Annotated in this window: 18 protein-coding genes; 6 read left to right on the top strand and 12 right to left on the bottom strand. The window is 59.3% G+C overall.

Going from position 1 to position 19,829, the window contains the following annotated elements:
• Positions 1–23 precede the first annotated feature (23 nt).
• Positions 24–407, bottom strand: a complete 384-nt coding sequence (locus tag ACR0KW_RS10290) for a bleomycin resistance protein (RefSeq protein ID WP_480804891.1) — start codon at positions 405–407, stop codon at positions 24–26.
• A 45-nt stretch (positions 408–452) separates the two neighbouring features.
• Complete coding sequence (locus ACR0KW_RS10285; protein WP_480804890.1) at positions 453–1,298, bottom strand: HalD/BesD family halogenase; 846 nt, start codon at positions 1,296–1,298, stop codon at positions 453–455.
• A gap of 424 nt (positions 1,299–1,722) precedes the next feature.
• Here ACR0KW_RS10285 and ACR0KW_RS10280 point away from each other — a divergent pair, with 424 nt between their 5' ends.
• The 3 genes from ACR0KW_RS10280 (at position 1,723) to ACR0KW_RS10270 (ending at position 5,143) form a co-directional block, all read left to right on the top strand.
• Positions 1,723–3,474 (top strand): acetolactate synthase 3 large subunit, encoded by a 1,752-nt coding sequence (locus ACR0KW_RS10280; protein ID WP_480804889.1) that lies wholly within the window; start codon positions 1,723–1,725, stop codon positions 3,472–3,474.
• 59 nt (positions 3,475–3,533) lie between these two features.
• On the top strand, positions 3,534–4,094 hold the full coding sequence (gene ilvN / locus ACR0KW_RS10275; RefSeq protein WP_170325247.1) for an acetolactate synthase small subunit: 561 nt from the start codon (positions 3,534–3,536) through the stop codon (positions 4,092–4,094).
• 296 nt (positions 4,095–4,390) lie between these two features.
• The gene (locus tag ACR0KW_RS10270) at positions 4,391–5,143 is read left to right on the top strand and encodes a helix-turn-helix domain-containing protein (RefSeq protein WP_480804888.1); all 753 of its coding nucleotides are present in this window, start codon (positions 4,391–4,393) and stop codon (positions 5,141–5,143) included.
• 1 nt (position 5,144) lies between these two features.
• Here the strand turns inward: ACR0KW_RS10270 and ACR0KW_RS10265 are convergent, their stop codons facing one another.
• The 7 genes from ACR0KW_RS10265 to ACR0KW_RS10235 form a co-directional block, all read right to left on the bottom strand.
• Positions 5,145–5,927 carry a DUF2189 domain-containing protein gene (locus tag ACR0KW_RS10265; protein ID WP_480804887.1) on the bottom strand — a complete coding sequence of 261 codons (783 nt, stop codon included), beginning with the start codon at positions 5,925–5,927 and terminating at the stop codon, positions 5,145–5,147.
• 30 nt (positions 5,928–5,957) lie between these two features.
• Positions 5,958–7,352, bottom strand: a complete 1,395-nt coding sequence (locus tag ACR0KW_RS10260) for an amidase (protein WP_480804886.1) — start codon at positions 7,350–7,352, stop codon at positions 5,958–5,960.
• A gap of 105 nt (positions 7,353–7,457) precedes the next feature.
• Positions 7,458–8,132 carry a M50 family metallopeptidase gene (locus ACR0KW_RS10255; RefSeq protein WP_480804885.1) on the bottom strand — a complete coding sequence of 225 codons (675 nt, stop codon included), beginning with the start codon at positions 8,130–8,132 and terminating at the stop codon, positions 7,458–7,460.
• Between the two features lie 24 nt (positions 8,133–8,156).
• Complete coding sequence (gene prfB, locus ACR0KW_RS10250; protein ID WP_480804884.1) at positions 8,157–9,284, bottom strand: peptide chain release factor 2; 1,128 nt, start codon at positions 9,282–9,284, stop codon at positions 8,157–8,159.
• A gap of 90 nt (positions 9,285–9,374) precedes the next feature.
• Positions 9,375–11,861, bottom strand: a complete 2,487-nt coding sequence (locus ACR0KW_RS10245; protein ID WP_480804883.1) for a penicillin-binding protein 1A — start codon at positions 11,859–11,861, stop codon at positions 9,375–9,377.
• Positions 11,862–11,956: 95 nt separating this feature from the next.
• The gene (locus ACR0KW_RS10240) at positions 11,957–13,177 is read right to left on the bottom strand and encodes an N-acetylmuramoyl-L-alanine amidase (RefSeq protein ID WP_480804882.1); all 1,221 of its coding nucleotides are present in this window, start codon (positions 13,175–13,177) and stop codon (positions 11,957–11,959) included.
• A 66-nt stretch (positions 13,178–13,243) separates the two neighbouring features.
• Positions 13,244–14,407 (bottom strand): pyridoxal phosphate-dependent aminotransferase, encoded by a 1,164-nt coding sequence (locus tag ACR0KW_RS10235; RefSeq protein ID WP_480804881.1) that lies wholly within the window; start codon positions 14,405–14,407, stop codon positions 13,244–13,246.
• Here ACR0KW_RS10235 and ACR0KW_RS10230 point away from each other — a divergent pair.
• Positions 14,406–15,788, top strand: a complete 1,383-nt coding sequence (locus ACR0KW_RS10230) for a M48 family metalloprotease (RefSeq protein ID WP_480804880.1) — start codon at positions 14,406–14,408, stop codon at positions 15,786–15,788. The two genes, ACR0KW_RS10235 and ACR0KW_RS10230, sit on opposite strands and share 2 nt — an antisense overlap.
• Positions 15,785–16,543: a DsbA family protein gene (locus ACR0KW_RS10225; RefSeq protein WP_480804879.1), complete on the top strand. Its 759-nt coding sequence runs from the start codon at positions 15,785–15,787 to the stop codon at positions 16,541–16,543. The genes ACR0KW_RS10230 and ACR0KW_RS10225 overlap by 4 nt, the downstream gene beginning before the upstream one ends.
• Before the next feature lie 33 nt (positions 16,544–16,576).
• On the opposite strand, the gene ACR0KW_RS10220 is transcribed toward ACR0KW_RS10225, so the two are convergent.
• Both ACR0KW_RS10220 and ACR0KW_RS10215 read right to left on the bottom strand, forming a co-directional pair.
• Complete coding sequence (locus ACR0KW_RS10220) at positions 16,577–16,795, bottom strand: hypothetical protein (RefSeq protein WP_480804878.1); 219 nt, start codon at positions 16,793–16,795, stop codon at positions 16,577–16,579.
• 29 nt (positions 16,796–16,824) lie between these two features.
• Positions 16,825–17,403, bottom strand: a complete 579-nt coding sequence (locus ACR0KW_RS10215) for a hypothetical protein (protein ID WP_480804877.1) — start codon at positions 17,401–17,403, stop codon at positions 16,825–16,827.
• A gap of 390 nt (positions 17,404–17,793) precedes the next feature.
• On the opposite strand from ACR0KW_RS10215, the gene ACR0KW_RS10210 reads away from it, so the two are divergent.
• Positions 17,794–18,399, top strand: a complete 606-nt coding sequence (locus tag ACR0KW_RS10210; protein ID WP_480804876.1) for an FkbM family methyltransferase — start codon at positions 17,794–17,796, stop codon at positions 18,397–18,399.
• A 268-nt stretch (positions 18,400–18,667) separates the two neighbouring features.
• On the opposite strand, the gene ispG is transcribed toward ACR0KW_RS10210, so the two are convergent.
• Entirely contained in the window at positions 18,668–19,789 is a 1,122-nt protein-coding gene (ispG, locus tag ACR0KW_RS10205) for a flavodoxin-dependent (E)-4-hydroxy-3-methylbut-2-enyl-diphosphate synthase (protein WP_480804875.1), read from the bottom strand.
• Positions 19,790–19,829: the final 40 nt, after the last annotated feature.

The raw sequence follows: 19,829 nt of genomic DNA, 5'->3' as shown, positions 1-19,829 counted from the left end.
GTATCGACAACGGACGGGAGGGCTTACCCCCTTGGACGGATGTCCTGACCGAAAAAAACCAGCGTGCCATCCTCGTCGATGACGTGAAACTCGCGTTGCTGGTAAGGCTGGTCGAACGGCGGGCGCACACGTCCCGCGGGCAAGTCAGCCAAGACTGGTCGCAGTCTCTCAAACAGGTCGTCGATCCCATCCACATCGATGTAAAACGACTGATCATCTCCCAGCGGCAGACCATCATCGCGGGGCGGGCATTCCAATAACCGGATGGCAACGGAACCCAACGACAGGAACGCATAGTTGTCCTGCCGGAACCCGCAGGAAAATCCCAACCGGTCGCAATAGAAATCAATCTGCTTCTGCAAGGAAGCGCACAAAACAAAAGGCGTAAGCTGCAAAATCTGAGGCACCAGTCCCTCCGGCCGCTGAAAAACATGGTCACAGCCTAGCACATCTCAGTCCAGCAACTGATCCTTTCTCAGCCCTTCCCTTTCGTAATGCCGCGGCAACACCCGTCCATAAAGTTGCTGCGTGCGTTCAACACTGCCGCACATTCCTTCAGCCTCGACAAACGAGAAAATCCCGACATAGCGACTGCGCGCGCCCTCTACCGGGGCCACCCTGTGCAGTGCATAGCGCCCCTTGAAAATCTGCAGGTCGCCCGGCTGCAACTCCAGGTCACGCACGCGCGACATGTCTCCGTCCAGAATGGACGCCACTTCCCTGAAGTTTTCGTCCTCGGCGGTTCTCAGGTTCGGGACGTATTCAAACGTGCCCCCGGTCTCACCGTTCTGGATAGCCAGAGTGACGGTGTAGTTGTTGGTGTCGAAATGCCAGGGGAACCCCTGCCCCTCTTCCACTACGTTGATGATCACATCGGCCAGCGGGTCGTCATAACGAAAGAACCGGTCTTCACTTTCGTTCAGAGCGTCGCGGATGAACGGCATGAAGCCCTCGAATTCATAGATACGACGCAGCGGGCCGGTTCGCGGAAAGTTGTCCGCCGGAACAAACGCGTTCGAGCGGTCGTAAAACCGGCGTATCGGGTGGCCGATCCCAAAGCTCGGATCATCCTTGGTGAAATAGGCGTTTGTCCTGTTGAAAGACCTATGCGCTTGCGGCGCGACCGCGTCGGCCTCCTTGACCAGCACCTCAAGCCCCGCCTCATGAACAAATCCTGGTAGAACCGCGCATCCGTCTTCATCCAGTTCCCGTCGTAGATCCGAAATCATCTGGTCGTATGCGCGCGAGCCCGGGCAATCGATGGGATACCGCCCAAGATCAACCAAATCCGCCAACATGAACCGCCTCCCTAAACACAATCGTTAGGATCAGCGTGCCGCAGCGGCCAGAGGCCCTCATGTCAGTTTAAGACATTGCATTGACGCAAACTGACCAGTTCAAATTCAGATTCTCCCCGCTTCAGCAGGAGGCAATTGGCGGAAATTCCTCACCTGCGGCAATCTGCGCAATAAAATGTCGCAAAATCCACTCCTCGGGTTACAAAATTGGTACGATTGCCTGTTGACGCCCCGTCGCACCGCTCATAATGTCCCTCCACGCTAATAGAGGAGCCTCTGGCGATGAAAACGCTAGTCGTAATCGTAGGAAACACGCGCATGGGCCGGTAACGGTAAACCATAATCGAACCCATGCGCCTCCGAAAATCTCGGGGGCTTTTTTTTGGCAATACGCAAGACACATGTCGCGAACGGAGCAAAGCAGATGACACGTGAGATGACCGGCGCAAAGATGGTGGTTCAGGCCCTCAAGGATCAGGGCGTGGACACGGTATTCGGATACCCCGGTGGCGCCGTGCTACCGATCTATGATGAGATCTTTCTGCAAAATGACATCCGTCACATTCTGGTGCGGCATGAACAGGGCGCGATCCACGCCGCCGAAGGCTATGCCCGCTCGACCGGCAAGCCCGGCGTTGCCTTGGTGACGTCTGGCCCCGGTGCCACCAATGCAGTGACCGGCCTGACGGATGCGTTGCTGGATTCGATCCCGATTGTGGTTCTGACCGGTCAGGTTCCGACCTTCATGATCGGCTCGGACGCGTTCCAAGAGGCCGACACCGTTGGCATTACCCGCCCCTGCACCAAGCACAACTGGCTCGTGAAAGACACGGACTCACTGGCCGAAACGCTGCACGAGGCATTCCACGTTGCCACCTCGGGTCGCCCCGGTCCGGTGCTGATCGACGTCCCGAAGGACGTTCAGTTTGCCTCGGGCGAATACTCGCCGCCCAAACCGTCGACCTCGCATTATCAGCCGGTTCTGAAAGGCGATCTGGAAGAGATCACCGAACTGGTCGCCGCCATTGAGACGGCGAAAAAGCCCGTGTTCTACACCGGCGGCGGCGTCATCAACTCGGGTCCGGCAGCCAGCCAATTGCTGCGCGAACTGGTCGATGCGACCGGCTTCCCGATCACCTCGACCCTGATGGGTCTGGGCGCCTACCCTGCATCGGGTGAAAACTGGCTGGGTATGCTGGGGATGCACGGTCTCTACGAGGCCAACCTCGCGATGCACGACTGCGACCTGATGATCAATATCGGCGCGCGGTTCGACGACCGGATCACCGGGCGGATCGATGCGTTCTCGCCGAACTCGAAAAAGGCGCATATCGACATTGATCCTTCGTCGATCAACAAGGTCATCCGCGTTGACATCCCGATTGTCGGCGACGTGGGTCATGTGCTTGAGGATGTCCTTAAGGTCTGGAAAGCGCGCGGTCGCAAGACCGATGCAGCGGCTGTCAAACAGTGGCAGGCGCAGATCAGCGACTGGCGCAAGGTCAACTGTCTGGCCTACACCAACAGCGAAAAGACCATCAAGCCGCAATACGCGCTGCAACGTCTTGAAGAGCTGACCAAAAATCACGACCGCTATGTCACCACCGAAGTTGGTCAGCATCAGATGTGGGCCGCTCAGTATCTTGGGTTCGAAGACCCCAACCGCTGGATGACCTCGGGTGGTCTGGGTACGATGGGCTATGGCACTCCGGCCTCGATTGGCGTGCAGATGGCGCATCCCGACGCTCTGGTGATCAACGTGGCCGGTGAGGCCTCGTGGCTGATGAACATGCAGGAAATGGGCACCGCGGTTCAGTACCGCCTGCCGGTGAAACAGTTCATCCTGAACAACGAACGTCTGGGCATGGTCCGCCAGTGGCAAGAGCTGCTGCATGGCGAGCGGTACTCGCATTCCTGGTCCGAAGCGCTGCCCGATTTCGTCAAGCTCGCCGAGGCGTTCGGCGCCAAGGGCATCCTGTGTTCCGACCCCGCCGATCTGGACGATGCGATCATGGAGATGATCAACTATGACGGTCCGGTGATCTTTGACTGTCTGGTTGAAAAGCACGAGAACTGCTTCCCCATGATCCCGTCGGGCAAAGCGCATAACGAGATGCTGCTGGGCGAGGCCGAGACGCAGGGCGTGATCGACTCCAAAGGTTCGGTTCTGGTTTGAGGAATGACCGTTGGGCGCCCCGCGCGCCCGACACCACAAGGATGATGAAAGGGACGTAAATGTCTGCCCTACATATCAAAAAAGGCTCCACCCGCCATTCGGCCTATAACCTACGGCCCACCTTCTCGGACGTTCAGGAACGCCACACAATCGCGGTTCTGGTCGAGAACGAACCCGGTGTTCTGGCCCGCGTAATTGGCCTGTTCTCGGGCCGTGGTTACAACATCGAAAGCCTGACCGTGGCCGAGGTCGACCATACCGGTCACCTCAGCCGCATCACCATCGTCACCACCGGCACCCCGCAGGTGATCGAGCAGATCAAGGCACAGCTGGGGCGGATCGTTCCGGTGCATGACGTGCATGACCTGACTGTTGAAGGGGACTCGGTGGAACGCGAGCTGGCCATCATCAAGGTTGTCGGCGCTGGCGACAAGCGGGTCGAGGCGCTGCGTCTGGCCGATATCTTCCGCGCCAACGTGGTCGACAGCACGCTGAACTCCTTCATCTTCGAAATCACCGGTGCACCGGACAAGATTGATGCTTTTGCCGATCTGATGCGCCCGCTGGGTCTGGTCGAAGTGGCCCGCACCGGCGTCGCGGCCCTGCTGCGCGGCGAGTAAGTTCTGCCCCCACCCTGTCGGAAGGTCCGATGAGGGTGGGGGATTTCCGGTTTGGCAAGCCCGGTTCTTGCGCAGAATTTGTGCCGCCCTGGCCGCGTCTGGCGCAATATTGCCGAAAAAGATCACGCAAAATAAAATAAAGCCTATTGCGTTTATGGCAATCAACGCTAGCCTCGGATGAGACGCGGCGTTGGGATGCGCCCGTTCGTGTCATCTGTACGATTTCCACGTAGTGTCGGCCTGTCGGTCGATCATGTTGTGTATATCGAAACAAGTCGCGAGAACCTGGGACGCCTATGACCAACTCCATCCGCAATCCGGACGAACTGCGCCAGATGTTCGGCGCCAATCTCAGGCGACTTGCGCGGCAATACAGCTCGGTATCCGAACTTTGCCGGCAACTTGGAATTAACCGCACACAGTTCAACAGATATCTGGGCGGCGAGAGCTTTCCCCGGCCTGACGTGCTGGATCGCATCTGCCGTTTTTTCGAGGTCGACGCCCGTATTCTGCTGCGTCCTCTGGATGAAATCGACCGCACGCCGACACACCCTGCGGCATCCGCCCTGACCGATTTTCTGGGCTCTGGCCCCACAACGCTGACCGAGAACCTGTTCCCGGCCGGGTTTTACTATGCCACCGAAACCGAACTGGACGAAACGCAGCCATCGCGGCACAGACTGTTTCACGCGCGTCGGCTGCCGCAATGCACGCTGGTGCGCGGGTATGAGCCCCGCCCTGGAATGCCCGGGGCCGCCCCGAACGACCGCGAGGTTCAGGGGATCGCCGCCTGCGCCGGACGGCAGATCTATATCCTGATGTCGAGCCGAGCCTCGCAAAACAGCCGGATTTACCTGGTGACGCGCGGATCGGACGAGAACGCGGACAGATGGCGCGGGGTTGCGATCTGCCTGTCGAAAACCACGGCCAGCGCCACAACTACGCGGCGGATTTTGCTGCGCCATCTGGGCGAAAACCCCTCGGCAATATTGGCGGCGGCGCGCACCGCACGCCGCTCGGAAAGCTCTGTTCAGAAAGCTGCAGGCTGAGTTACTCCATGCCCTGATCAGGCGATTGTGTGATTAGCCGATACAGATGCCAGCTTGCGTGACCCAACAACGGCAGCACAATCAGCAAGCCCAGAAACCACGGGATCATTGCAACAAAGGTCACGACCGCGATGAAACCGCCCCAGACCAGCATTATACCCAGATGGTCTCGCACATAGCTAAAGCTGGCGATCATGGCGGTCACGAAGTCCAGTTCCCGATCCAGCAGCATCGGGATTGACAGCACGGTGATCATATACAGGATCGTCGCGAACACCGCCCCTACGGCGGTTCCCACAGCCAGCATCGTCAACCCGTTGGCGGTGAAATACACTTCCAACGACGTCGAGACATTGGTCATCGTTGACAGCCCCATGAACAGGGCAAAGATCATGTGGCCCAGAAAGAACCAGAACAGAAACATTACCACAATGATCGCGCAGATCGAGGGCAACTGACGCCGTCCCTGCTGTATGACTACGCCGAAAATTGCATTGAAATCCAACGGCTCTCCCTGCTCCAGCCGATGCGATACCTCATACAGACCGACCGCCGCGAACGGGCCCAGCAGGGGAAATCCGATCGCTGCAAGCACCAGCCAGTACGAGGTTCCGGTTTGCACTGTGACCCAGGCGATCGCCCATCCGGCCAGCACATAGAACGTAGCGAACAGCAAGCCAAAGACCGGCGCGCGCCGGAAATCGCCCCAGGCCCTGCGCAATGCTTCGCGCAGCATCCCCATGTCCACAGGCCCCAAATCCGGAACGCCGAAAGGTTTCTCCATTATGTCTCTCCTCCCTTGCCGGCCCCTCCATCAGGCCGGTCGTTTTTGTGGCCACCGGGTGGCGGCGTGATAGGCCGCACCGATGGACAGAATATGCGCGTCCGATCCCCGCGGGCCAAAGACCTGCATCCCCATCGGCAGCCCCTCGGCCCCAAACCCGACAGGCACGGACAGGCATGGCAGACCGATCAGGCTGACCGGCACCATGACCTCCATCCAGCGATGGTAGGTATCCATCGCTGTTCCGGCGATCGCTGTCGGGTACGGTGTCTCAATCGCAAAGGGCCAAACCTGTGCCGACGGCAGGATCAGTGCGTCATACTCCTGAAACAGCGCGGCCGCGCAGCGGAACCATTCTGACCGGTCAACGCTGGCCTCATGGACCTGCATTGCCGTCAGAGCCAGCCCCCGGTCCAATTCCCACTGCGCGGCGTCCTTCAACGCCGCCCGTTGTTCCGACAGATCAGCAAGGCCGGCGGCCACGCTCCACGCGCGCAACGTGACCCAACTGTCCCAGATCTGATCAGCCGCGAAAGGCGCGGCAACCGGGGCAACCTCGGCCCCAAGTTGCGTAAACACATCCAACGCGTCCCGGCACAATTCGCGAATGCCGTCCTGAAACGGATAGGCGCTGCCCCAATCATCCAGCCAGCCGATACGCAGGCCGCGCATATCGGCAGCTTGAACCGGTGACACCGCCGAGCTGGCATCCCCATAAGGCTGCCGCGGATCCGGTCCCGAGATCACATCCAGTAACAGGCCCAGATCCTCGGGGCTGCGTGCCATGGGGCCAAGTGTCGAGAGTTGATGCAGGTACCCGTCACCTGCAGGCTCGGACGGCACCCGTCCCCAGCTGGGCCGGAACCCGTAGACATTGTTCCAGGCGGCAGGGTTGCGCAGACTGCCCATCATGTCGGACCCGTCCGCCAAGGCGACCATCCCGGTCGCCAGCGCGACGGCCGCGCCACCCGACGACCCGCCGCTGGTCCGCGTCGGGTCATAAGGATTGCGCGTCGCCCCATAGACGGGGTTGAAGGTATGAGATCCCAACCCAAATTCCGGCACGTTGGTCTTGCCGATCAGGATCGCCCCCGCCGCCCGCATCCGCTCGGCAATCAGGTCATCCTTCTGCGGCACATGATCCTTGAAAATCGGCGAACCCTGAGAGGACACGATCCCGGCAACGTTGACCAGATCCTTGACTGCAATCGGCAACCCGTGCAGCGGCCCGCGGTTCGGCCCGGCATCTATCGCCCGTGCTTCGGCCAGTAATTCATCCGGATCACGCAGGGCAACGACGGCATTCGCCGACCCGTTGAGTGAGGCGATCCGCTCCAAAGTCGCCTGCATCAACTCTTCAGCTGACAACCGCCCAGCGGCAATCGCGTTCAACAAGTCGATAGCAGTCGTCTGGCTCAAATCCATCCCTGGCACGCCCCTCCTCGGGGGTCAGCCTAGCCGGGGCACTTCTCTATTTAAACCCACTGTTTGAATACATCTTTTGGAAAAGGCCACTGGCGATCAACACGTCTATTGGCCCAAACTCAAGTTGCTGTCGCGCCCAAGGAAGTATTTCAGGCACAGAAGGATCGACAAGACGCTGATGACAAGCCACGCACCGCCCCACAGCATGGTCGTACCGCCGAATTCCTCGGCCAACATAAACGCATCCGAACGTATGCCCGCGCGGCGGATCGTATCGTCAAATATATCATAGGGAACATAGATCATGCTGGTCAGCCCCATGATCCGCAGAAACAGATCGCATAGCGGTCGACTCAGATACCACGCCATGGCGAGCATCCCGGCACCGACTACACCGCAGAACAGCATCGCAAATGGCTCGCGGACGTAAAATAAGGTCACCAACAGCATGACCCCGCCGAAGCCACCCAGCAACGCCCGATCCCAATGCGTGCGCAAGGCAACAAACAAGAGCCCCATGCCAAGTGCCAATGATCCGAGGTAACCCGCCGACAGGCTTAGAAAGCGATTGCCCCCTCGGGCAGTTACAAGCCCACCCTGTCGCGGAGAGATGGAGAAGCTTTCCACCGATCCGCCGGTTACGACAACCACGATCGCGTGCGAAAGCTCGTGCAGGAAAACGACAAGGATCTTCAGCGGAAGCACGACCGGAGTATGCCAGAGCGCAAAGACCATCGTGACAATCACGATCAGTTGCCAGTGGCCTTTGATCATGCTCATCACGTGTATCCCGCAGGTCTACAGTTAGCTGTCGCCCTGCGCCTCGGACCGGCTTTTGCCCGCCACGTTCAAGGCCAGCGTTGCTGCCATGAAGCCATCCAGATCGCCGTCCAACACCCCTTTGGTGTCCGAGGTCTCGTGGTTGGTGCGCAAATCCTTGACCATCTGATAGGGCTGCAACACGTAAGACCGGATCTGGTTGCCCCAGCCCGCATCGCCCTTGGCCTCGTGCGCCGCGTTGATGTCGGCGTTCCGGCGGTCCAGCTCCTGCTGGTACAGACGGGACTTCAGGGCTTTCATCGCGATATCGCGGTTCTGGTGCTGCGATTTCTCGGACGAGGTCACAACGATACCAGTCGGAATGTGCGTGATCCGCACCGCCGAGTCCGTGGTGTTCACGTGCTGACCACCCGCACCCGAAGACCGGTAGGTATCGATACGGATATCGGCCGGGTTCACCTCAATCTCGATATTGTCGTCGACCACCGGATAGACCCAGACCGAGCTGAACGAGGTGTGCCGCTTGGCCGCCGAGTCATAGGGCGAAATCCGCACCAACCGGTGCACACCGCTTTCGGATTTCAGCCAGCCATAGGCATTGTGACCGGAAATCTTGTAAGCGGCGGATTTGATCCCCGCCTCTTCGCCCGCTGTCTCGGACTGCAGCTCGACGGTATAGCCCTTTTTCTCGGCCCAACGGACATACATCCGTGCCAGCATCGAGGCCCAGTCGCAGCTTTCCGTGCCGCCCGCGCCCGAGTTAATTTCAAGGAAGGTGTCATTGCCATCGGCCTCGCCGTCCAGCAACGCTTCAAGTTCTTTCTTGGCGGCCTTGGATTTCAGGCTTTTGATGGCTGCTTCGGCGTCGCTGACGACCTCTTCATCCTCTTCCATCTCGCCCAGTTCGATCAGTTCGATATTGTCGCTGAGATCGGTCTTGATGGATTCATAGGTCTCGATCGCGTCGACCAGCAGCTGACGCTCGCGCATCAGCTTCTGCGCGTTTTCGGGGTTGTCCCACAGGTTGGGGTCCTCGACGCGCGCGTTAAATTCCTCAAGGCGATGCGGGGCGGTTTCATAGTCCATACGCTGCGCCAGCAGCTCAAGCGACTTTTCGATTTCCGCCACGGTGTTCTGGGTTTCGGCGCGCATGGTCTTGTCCCAACTTTCTCAATCAGGTTTGCGTGATAGCAAGAGGTTCGAGGCACCACAAGACAGCGGAGCCCCGAAACATATCAGTTGTCAGTAAAGGCCGCCGCCCTGCAGATCACCCTGGCTGGCATTGGGGCCAACGGTGATGGTGTTGCCGGTCGAGGTGGTCACCTGACGGCCCGAGCTGGCCTCTTCAAACAGCGGCAGGTCAGACCCCATCGCAAAACCGCCGTCGTAGACGCGGTCGATAAAGCCGTCGACACCATCGCGGAAGTACTCGGCCACGACGTAGTCACCGGTCGCATCCGCTGGCAGACGCGCGCCGCTGAAGCGGTCGATCTTGATGAAATGGCCACCCTCAGGCACTTCAAACGGTCCGCCACCGTACTTTTCGACGGCTTTCTCCATGAAGCTCTGGAAGACCGGGCCGCACATGGTGCCACCATAGGCCCCCCGCCCCATCGGGCGCGGGCGGTCATAGCCAATATAACAACCCGCCACGATGTTCGATGTAAAGCCGATGAACCACGCGTCCTTGGATTCGTTGGTGGTCCCCGTCTTGCCCGCAGTTGGCACAGGCAGGTTCACAACGCGCGATGCTGTACCGCGATCGACAACGCCCTTCATCATCGAGGTCAACTGATACGCGGTGATTGCATCCATCACCTGAGAGCGGTTGGTCTCAATGGTCGGGGATTCATCCGGCTCCAGCCAGGCAGAGTTACAGTCCAGACACTGACGGTCATCATGGCGATAGATCGTTTTGCCGAACCGGTCCTGAATACGGTCGACCAGCGTGGGCTCGACCCGCTCACCGCCATTGGCGAACATCGCGTAGGCGGCGACCATCTTGTAGAGCGTCGTCTCCTCGGAGCCCAATGAGTTCGCAAGGAACGCGCCCATCCGGTCATAGACGCCAAATCGTTCCGCGTAGCCCGCCACAACCGGCATCGTGACCTCTTGTGCCAAACGAATGGTCATCAGGTTCCGCGACTGCTCAATTCCGGTGCGCAGCGGCGTCGGGCCATAAAACTTGTTCGTCGAATTCTTGGGTCGCCACAGCCCTTGCGGTGTGTTCACTTCAATCGGTGCGTCCACAACAATCGTCGCGGGGCTATACCCGCTGTCCAGCGCAGCGGCATAGACGAAAGGCTTAAAGCTCGAGCCCGGCTGGCGTTGCGCTTGCGTGGCGCGGTTGAACACCGAGTCCTGATATGAGAACCCGCCCTGCATTGCCAGAACACGCCCCGAGTTCACGTCCATCGCGACAAAGCCGCCCTGCACTTCGGGCACCTGACGGGCGGACCATTGGCCTTCTTCCCCGGCCATCACCAGAATAACATCGCCGCGTTTGAAGTTGGCCGCGAAATCGCCCTGCATCCATTTGATATCCGAGCGCGGGATGACACCATCCGCAGGGCCATTCTCAATACCCACGGTCAGAGATTGTTCACCCACGTTCAGAACCACCGCCGGATACCACTGCGTCGGCAGCACCACGTCGCGCGGGATTTCCATGATCGCCAGAGCGTCGCGCCACTGCGTTTCATCGGCCAATTTTTCTTCGGGGATCACTTCACCCGTGCCGCGCCATTTTCCGCGTGACCGGTCGTATTTCTGCAAGGCCGTGCGCAGCGCCTTGGCGGCCTCGACCTGCATTTCCTCATCGACCGAGGCCCGGACGGTGAAGCCGCCAGTAAAGAACTCACCTTCACCGAAGTCTTCACTCAGTTGGCGGCGGATTTCGTCAGTGAAATAATCGCGCGGCGGCAGCGCGGTGCGGAAGCTTTCAAAGTCACCGTTCTGCACGGACCGCAGCGGCATCTCGACCTCGGTGTCATAGGTCGCCTGATCGATATAGCCGTTCTGCCGCATTTCCCGCAGCACATAGTTGCGGCGGTTCAGCAGACGTTCTTTTTGCCGAACCGGGTGGTAATCCGACGGCGCCTTGGGCATCGCGGCCAGCGTCGCGGCCTCGTGCGGCTCAAGCTCTTGCAGCGTTTTATTGAAGTAAGTCTGGGCGGCGGCGGTCACACCATATGAGTTCTGGCCCAGAAAGATCTCGTTCATATAGAGTTCGAGGATCTGTTCCTTGTCCAGCGTATCCTCAAGCCTAGTGGCGAGGATGATCTCTTTGATCTTGCGCTCGGCCCGGCGGTCACCGGACAGCAGGAAGTTTTTCATCACCTGCTGTGTAATGGTCGAAGCACCACGAACGTTTTCACCCTTGGACTTCACCGCCTCGACCCCGGCCGCGATGATACCGCGCGGATCATAGCCCTGATGGGTGTAGAAGTTCTTGTCCTCGGCCGAGATAAAGGCCTGTTTCACCAGATCGGGGATTTCCTCGGACGGCGTGAACAGGCGGCGTTCCTGCGCGAATTCGTCGATCAGCTGGCCTTCGCCCGAGTAAATCCGGCTGATCGTCGGTGGCTTGTACTGCGCCAGCGATTCATGGCTGGGCAGGTCGCGCCCATACATCCAGAACACCGCGCCAATCACCAGCGCGGCCATGAAAATACCCAAGGTGACGAGGCTGAAGATCGCCCCGAAAACGGAAAGAATGAAACGGATCACGTTGCTGCCTTTTACTCGCGCTGACGCCTATATAGGGATGACGCGGCGCAGGGTCAAAACACGATGGCCGATAATAGCCGGTTTGTGCCGTAGGGTCACTGGCCAATCAGGGATCGTTTGACCAGATCGTCCTGCCGCCATTGCTCCAACCCGTTTAGGATACCAAGCGCCATGCCCTTGCGCCATTCGGGATTTTGGATGTTTTTCAAGTCTCTGGGACTGGACAGAAATCCAAGCTCGACCAGGACCGAGGGGATATCTGCGGCCTTGAGAACCGAAAACGACGCCGTGCGGATCGGTCGGCTGTTCATTGGCCCGCCCTGCTGGGTCATTCCGTCGGCCAGAGCGCGCGCCAGCGCATCGGTGCGGGGTCGGGTTTCCTGCCGGGCGATGTCCAGCAGCACGTCCGCTACCTGATCCTCCGCGCCGCTGAGGTCCACGCCCGAGATCAGGTCGCCCCGGTCGTGCCGCTCAGCCAGTTTATGGCTGGCCACGTCTGAGGCATCGTCGGACAGCGTATAAACCGCCGCCCCATGCGCCCGGCCTTCCGACAGGATATCCGCGTGCAGCGAGATAAAAACATCCGCCCCAGCCCGATGCGCCAGAGCGATGCGGCGTTCCAGACTGACGAAATGATCATCCACACGCGTCAACACCACCTGATAACCTCCTGCCCGCAATAGCGTTTCGCGCAGTTCGCGCGCGAAGGTCAACATCAGGGTTTTCTCATCCGTGCCCCCGGCCTCGGCCCCCGGATCAATGCCGCCATGACCGGGGTCCAGCATCACCAGCAAGGGGCGTGTGCCATCACGGCCGGGTTTGGCCGGCGTCACAGCAGGCTCGGGTAGGTCCCAGCCCGGTTGACGTGGCGCGCCAGCACCGGCGGTAAAACTGTCGAAATCGGTGCCGCGCAGGTGCAGCGACAATCTCGCCTCACCTGTGACCTGATCCACCCTCAGATCCGCAGTATCGACGGCCAGAGGCGCGCCGAGTTCCAGAACCAAGCGCGACCAGCCCGGAACATAGGCCCCGAACTGCACGCCGCTGATCCGGTCGGTTTGCAGGAAAGCGTCTGCGTCTAACCCCGTCCAGTCGACCTCCTGAAAATCCAGCACCATGCGGTAGGGATCGCGGAGGGTAAAGACCCGATACGGCACCCCCTGGCTGAGGCCAAGGTCCAAGCGAACACCGGCGCGACCGTCATCGGTAATGCGGCTTTGATCCGGCAACACGCGTGCAAGCGCACTGAAGTCGTGCGCAAGCGCAGCACCGGTCAGCGCCCAGATCAGCGCGATGGCGTAGAAAATCCTGCTCATGGCCTCAAGTTTTCCCGAGATCGTTTGACCGCCAGCCTACCCGACCAGCGCAATTTTGTGAACGCCCTAGGCCTGCTCGGTGATCGCACCGCGCTCAGCCATGAAACGACGCAGCCGCAACAGGCCTTCCTCAATATCCTCCGATGACCGAGCGTAAGAGAACCGCAGGGTGTGGTGCCCGCGCGCCGGGTCGAAATCCAGCCCTGGCGTGACAGCGACCCCGGCCTTGTCCAGAATCTCAGCCGCAAAAGCACGGCTGTCATCGGTCAGGTCGGACACGTCCGCATAGACGTAAAAGGCCCCGTCCGGCGGCGCGATATTGGTGAACCCGGCCTTGGGCAGCCCATCCAGCATCAGCGCACGGTTACGGCGGTAGACGGTCAGATTGGCCTGCAACTCCTCTTCGCAGTCCATTGCCGCCAGTGCGGCCACCTGGCTGGCGTGAGGCGCGCAGATGAACATGTTCTGGGCGATACGCTCGACCACGCGCACCTGATCCTCGGGTACGACCATCCAACCTACGCGCCATCCGGTCATCGAGAAATACTTGGAGAATGAGTTGATCACGTAGCACTCATCCGTCAGCTCCAACGCGGTGACGGCTTTGGCCTCGTATTCCAACCCGTGGTAAATCTCGTCGCTGATGAACGAGGCACCTTGCCCGTGCGCAGCCTCGATCAACGACCCCATTGCGGCGTGGTTCAGCATCGTTCCGGTGGGGTTGGCGGGCGAGGCAACCATCAGCCCTTGCAGGTCCAGCCCTGCGAAATCTGCAGGCACGGGCTGAAGGCGGTTTTCCGGCGCGGTGGGCAGATCGACCGGCACCAGACCCAACGCCTTGAGGATCTGCCGGTATGACGGATAGCCCGGCGCGCCGATGCCAACACGATCTCCGCTGTCGAACAACGCCGTAAAGGTCAGCAAAAACCCGCCTGACGAGCCCGGCGTGATCACCACGCGTTCGGGGTTCAGATCGACATTGTACCACTCACCATACAGCCGTGCGATCCGTTGCCGCAGCGCGGGCAGGCCCAGAGCGACCGTATAGCCCAGTGGGGCTTGCTCCATCGCCTTGGCCAGCGCGTCGGTTGCCCCTTTAGGTGCACCGGTTCCGGGCTGTCCGACCTCCATATGGATGATGTGGCGCCCGGCCTCTTCAGCCTTGCGCGCGGCCTCCATCACATCCATCACGATAAAGGGATCGACCCCGGATCGGGTTGAGTTTCTCATGCCCATCTCCCATGTTGCAGCCATGGCTTTTGAACGCTTATCCAGGGTGGCGTCAATCCCGGCCCTGTTGCTGGTTGCAGCGACATGGATTTCAAGTGCTGTGCCATCGACAGCGCAAAGCCTGATCCGGGACCCCGATATCGAATATGGGCTGCGTGAACTGGCTTTTCCTGTCCTGCGCGCGGCCGGGCTGAACACCAACCGGGTCCGGATACTGGTGGTCAATGACAGCACGTTCAACGCCTTCGTGATCGACTATGGCGCGATCTATGTGAATTACGGCCTGATTCTGACCGTTGAAAGCCCCGAGATGCTGCAGGCCGTCATCGCCCACGAGGCCGCCCATATCGCCAATGGTCACCTGGCCCGAAGGGTGGAAAACCTGCGCGCAGCACAGCGAAATGCAGGCTTGGGCACCGCACTTGCCCTGATCGCAGCGGCTGCCGGCGGCGGCGAGGCCGCAGTGGGCATTGCTGCGGGAACCCAAAGCGCCGCGTTGCGCAGCTTTCTGGGGCATACCCGGGCCGAGGAATCCTCGGCTGACCAGAGCGCCGCCAGCTATCTCAGATGGGCCGGTATCTCGCCCAGTGGCATGGTGGCCCTGCACCGTAAATTCGCCGGTCAGGAATTGCTGAGCACAATCAATCAGGACCCATATATGCGGTCTCACCCCACCAGCCGCGAACGTCTGCGCGCTGCCGAAGCGTTTATGGAGCAGTTCGCCGACAAGGCGCAGCCGAACCCGAACGCCGATTACTGGTTCGCACGCGTCAAAGGCAAATTGTCGGCCTTCTTGCGGTCGCCCGGCTGGACCCTGCGTCGGGCAAAGGAAGAAAGCGCAGAGGATATCCGCCTGATGCGCGAGGCCGCAGCCCATCACCAAAACCGCGATCTGGCCAAAGCGCGCGCGGCGATAGACGCTGCGCTGGCCATACGTCCGGAGGACCCGTTCTATTACGAACTCAAGGGCCAGATTCTGCTGGAAAATCGGCAGGTACAGGAGGCGGTTGTGGCCTATGGCCAAGCGGTTGAAATGGCCCCGAACAATGCTTTGATCCTTGCTGGCTATGGACGGGCCATGCTGGCGCAAGGTCAGACGAAGAGCGCCCTGCAAGTACTTGAAAAAGCAAGAAACAGAGATTACCGGAACGCCCGCCTGATGCAAGACCTTGGGGTCGCCTACGCAAAGGTCGGGAACAATGGCATGGCCTCGGCCGTGACCGCAGAGCGATATGCCTTGCAGGGCCGGATGGCCGATGCAGGCATCCACGCAAAACGCGCCATCAGGCAACTGCCTGAAGGTTCACCGGGTTGGCAACGGGCACAAGATGTGTTGATTGCCTCAGAACGCGCTACGAAAGCAAAAAGGAAACGGAAATGATCCTCAGACATGCAGCACCCGCCCTTCTGGGGCTTTCCATGATCACCGGACCGGCACAGGCGCTGGACCTGAATGCGCTCAGCGAGGCCGAGAAAGCCGAATTCGGCAAACAGGTCCGCGAATATCTGCTGGAAAACCCCGAGGTGATCATTGAGGCGATCGACGTCCTTGAACAGCGCAACGCCGTTGCCGAAGCCGCGGCCGACAAGGAAATGGTTCAGGCCAATGCCGATGAGTTGTTCAATGATGGGTACAGCTGGGTTGGCGGCAATCCGGACGGTGACATTACCTTGGTCGAGTTCATGGACTATCGCTGCGGCTACTGTCGCCGGGCCGTGCCCGAAGTGGCCAGCCTGCTGGCCGAGGATGGCAATATCCGTCTGGTGATTAAAGAGCTGCCGATTCTGGGCGAAGCCTCGGTCATGTCGTCGCGCTTTGCCGTCGCCACGAAACAAGTCGCCGGTGACGATGCCTATAAACAGGTCCACGACGCGCTACTGGAATTCACCGGAGAACCGACCGAGGTCACCCTGCGCCGCATCTCCGATGGCCTCGGGCTGGACAGCGACGCAATCATCACAGCGATGAACAGCGACGAGGTCACCGAGGAAATTGCGCAGACCCGTGCCTTGGCACAACGGATGAAGATCTCTGGTACGCCATCCTTTGTTCTGGGCACCGAAATGCTGCGCGGCTTCCTGCCGGCTGCACAAATGCAGCAGATCGCCAATGGTGTCCGCGCGGATCAGAGCTGATGAATTGGGGCGGTCTGACCGCCCCTTCCCCTCTCAGAGGCCTGACATCTGTTCGGCTCGGGTGACGTATTTGTCGTCAAACCGAGCAAACCCATCATCCAACCAAAACCGAAAACTGGCCATTGGCGACATGCGGTCAAAACTGCGCGTGGTCTGCAGATCGGTGCCCGTAGGTGTTTCTTCGAACGCCCGTGCCAATGTTCCGCTTGAGCCCTTCGTACCCTCTTTGGCGCTCAGTGCCTTAAAACGCACTCCGAATTTCACCGCAGGTTCAAACTGTTCTATAGTTGCAACTCTTCAACGCGGGTCAGGTCGTCGACCTGCGACACTTCCACAAAACTCGCGCCGGGTTCCACCCAATCGATCGAAACCGTTTTTTCGTCTCCGTAAGTGTCCACTGTATCAGGTGTCACAACGAGGAATGGCCAAAGCTCTTCGGGTGAGAGACGAGTTCTGACTTTACTGTAAAATGTCCTGCTGCGGGTCGGAAAGAACCGATCGACCCAACCGCCACCGTAAACAGCGAACGTCAACTGACAGATCATAATGACGACGACAAAAAAGAAGAACTCGGAAAAGCTGCTGTCCGATTTTTCGATGACCAAGAATATACAAATTACCGGCAACGAAAATGCCACGGACTCTGTTGCTGTGCGAACATTCGGGAACAATAGCGCGATAGCCATCAGCACAGGCGTCAAGAGCAAAAGGAATGCTACTGCGCAAGCCAACTGAAAGGGAATTCCAAACACAACACGGTCTTGGTTGATACCGGCAACAAGCCCCGCGATGAACATCATTAATGCAATAGCGACCAGCCTACGTCTTTCACGGTAAAGGCGACGTCTCAATGAAATCATACAACACTCCAGTCTATTATAGCGTGTTCTTGATCCGCAATTGCGGCGCGAGTTTGACGGGCAAAAGGCCAATGCTCTGGCAAATGGCATGTTCCGGATTCGGCAACCAAGTCCGCAAGGCCGCGTGCCCGGCGATAATCATCAGCAGCAGTAATCAGCGCATTTTCTGAACGGCCTGCTGACTAAGCTTCAAGTTCACTTTTTTTGTGTTGAACGCTAGTTTGGTCTCGGGCATTGAACGCACCAAAGTGATTGATCCAAAGCCAGAGGCACGAATTAGCAATAACACAAAATCAGGTTTGTCCCGTGCAGCCGCCAAGGTGCGTGAGTCCGGTCGCGCTCTTCGCGGAAAAAAACAAGACCGCTCGCAAAACGGTACCACTGAGCAAAGTGCCCCAATCCGAAACGGCCGCTGAACCGTCGTTTCCCGCCGCGGATCAGGGCATCATCGTCGATATCGGCATGAATGACGGGATGGACACGTTCTACTATCGCAAAAGGGGATTCTACGTCATTGCCGTTGAGGCCATTCCCGATCTTTGTGCCGCGGTGTCTCAGAAGTTTGACGAACTGGGTGTCGATGGCGTCGATATCAGGAACTTCGCTGTCACCGACGGCAGCACGGACGAGGTTACGTTCTATGTGAACAAGTTCAACACCGCCTGGAGTTCCGTCGACGAGGAAATCGGAAGTCGCGCGGAAGGGTCCGAAAAGATCGTCGTTCAGGCGGTTGATCTTTCGGACGAGCTGCGGGACGTTTCGAAACAGATCCGCTATGCCAAGATCGACAATGAAGGCTTTGACAGCGTTGCCCTGTCGCAGATCATGTCGCTGGACACCCGGCCGCCGTATATCTCGGTCGAGAACGGAAGCTCGGAGATGCTCCATACGCTCTACGAGAACGGGTATGACAGATTCAAGTTTTCCAACCAGAAATATGTCAAGTACCAGACCATCCCGGCGAACTCGCCGCATGGGAAAGTGTCCGATCATTAGTTCGCATCGGGCGCATCCGGCCTGTTCGGAGAAGACCTGCCGGGCGAATGGATTTCGTACGAGGATGCACTGAAGGTTCAAAAGGGCTTGAACTTTGCATCGCAGAGCGCGCCGGACAACCTGTTTGCGGTCGTCATCGGCTGGTTCGACCTGCACGCAAAGCATTCATCCGCCAAGTAAGGATTTCAGCCCCGCCCTTTGGGCGGGTGCTGCTGAATTCACTGCAATGTTGTTCGCCGAGGGGGGGAACCGCAGGCGCGCCACGCGCCTATTCGGCCGCTTCCTGCGTCGCGTCCAGCTCAGCCGCCTTTTTCTCGACCTCTTCGACGATGTGATCGATCATCTGGTCGTTAGACATCTTGTGGCTGGCCTTGCCCGCCAAGTAGACCATGCCAGACCCAGCCCCACCGCCGGTAAAGCCCACATCGGTCATCAGCGCCTCACCCGGGCCGTTCACCACGCAGCCGATGATCGACAGGCTCATCGGCGTCTTGATGTGTTCCAGCCGTTGTTCCAGTGCCTCGACCGTCTTGATCACGTCGAACCCCTGCCGCGCGCAGGACGGGCATGAGATGATGTTGACGCCGCGATGGCGCAGGCCCAGGGATTTCAGAATTTCATAACCGACCTTGACCTCTTCGACCGGATCGGCGGATAGGCTGACGCGGATCGTGTCGCCGATCCCCATCCACAGCAGGTTGCCCAGGCCGATGGCCGATTTGATCGTGCCGGACACCAGCCCACCAGCCTCGGTAATGCCCAGATGGATGGGCGCGTCGGTGGCCTCGGCAATGCCCTGATAGGCCGCAGCCGATAGGAACACGTCGCTGGCTTTTACGCTGATCTTGAAGTCGTGAAAGTCGTTGTCTTCCAGAATGCGGATATGCTCCAACCCGCTTTCGACCATCGCTTCGGGGCACGGCTCGCCGTATTTCTCAAGCAGGTGCTTTTCCAGAGAGCCCGCATTCACACCAATCCGGATCGAACAATTGTGGTCGCGCGCGGCATTGATCACTTCTTTGACGCGCTTTTCATCACCGATATTGCCTGGGTTGATCCGCAAACATGCGGCCCCGGCCTCGGCGGCTTCGATCCCGCGTTTGTAGTGGAAATGGATGTCGGCAACGATCGGGACCGGGCTTTCGCGGACGATTTCTTTCAGGGCCTTCGACGATGCCTCATCCGGGACCGAGACCCGCACGATATCCGCGCCCGCCTCTGCGGCCGCCTGCACCTGCGCCACGGTCGCCGCCACGTCGGTTGTCAGCGTGTTGGTCATCGTCTGGACCGCAATCGGGGCATCACCCCCGACGGCAACGTCACCAACCATGACCTGACGGGATTTGCGGCGGTAAATATTGCGCCACGGACGAACGTGATTGAGCGACATGGGGACGGGTCCAAGACAGCCTGAGTTGCGTTTTAAATAG

The sequence above is a fragment of the Ruegeria sp. CG11 genome (assembly GCF_056537245.1).
Note: the sequence above shows the minus strand (reverse complement) of the source record. Positions and strands in the feature narration are given on the sequence as shown.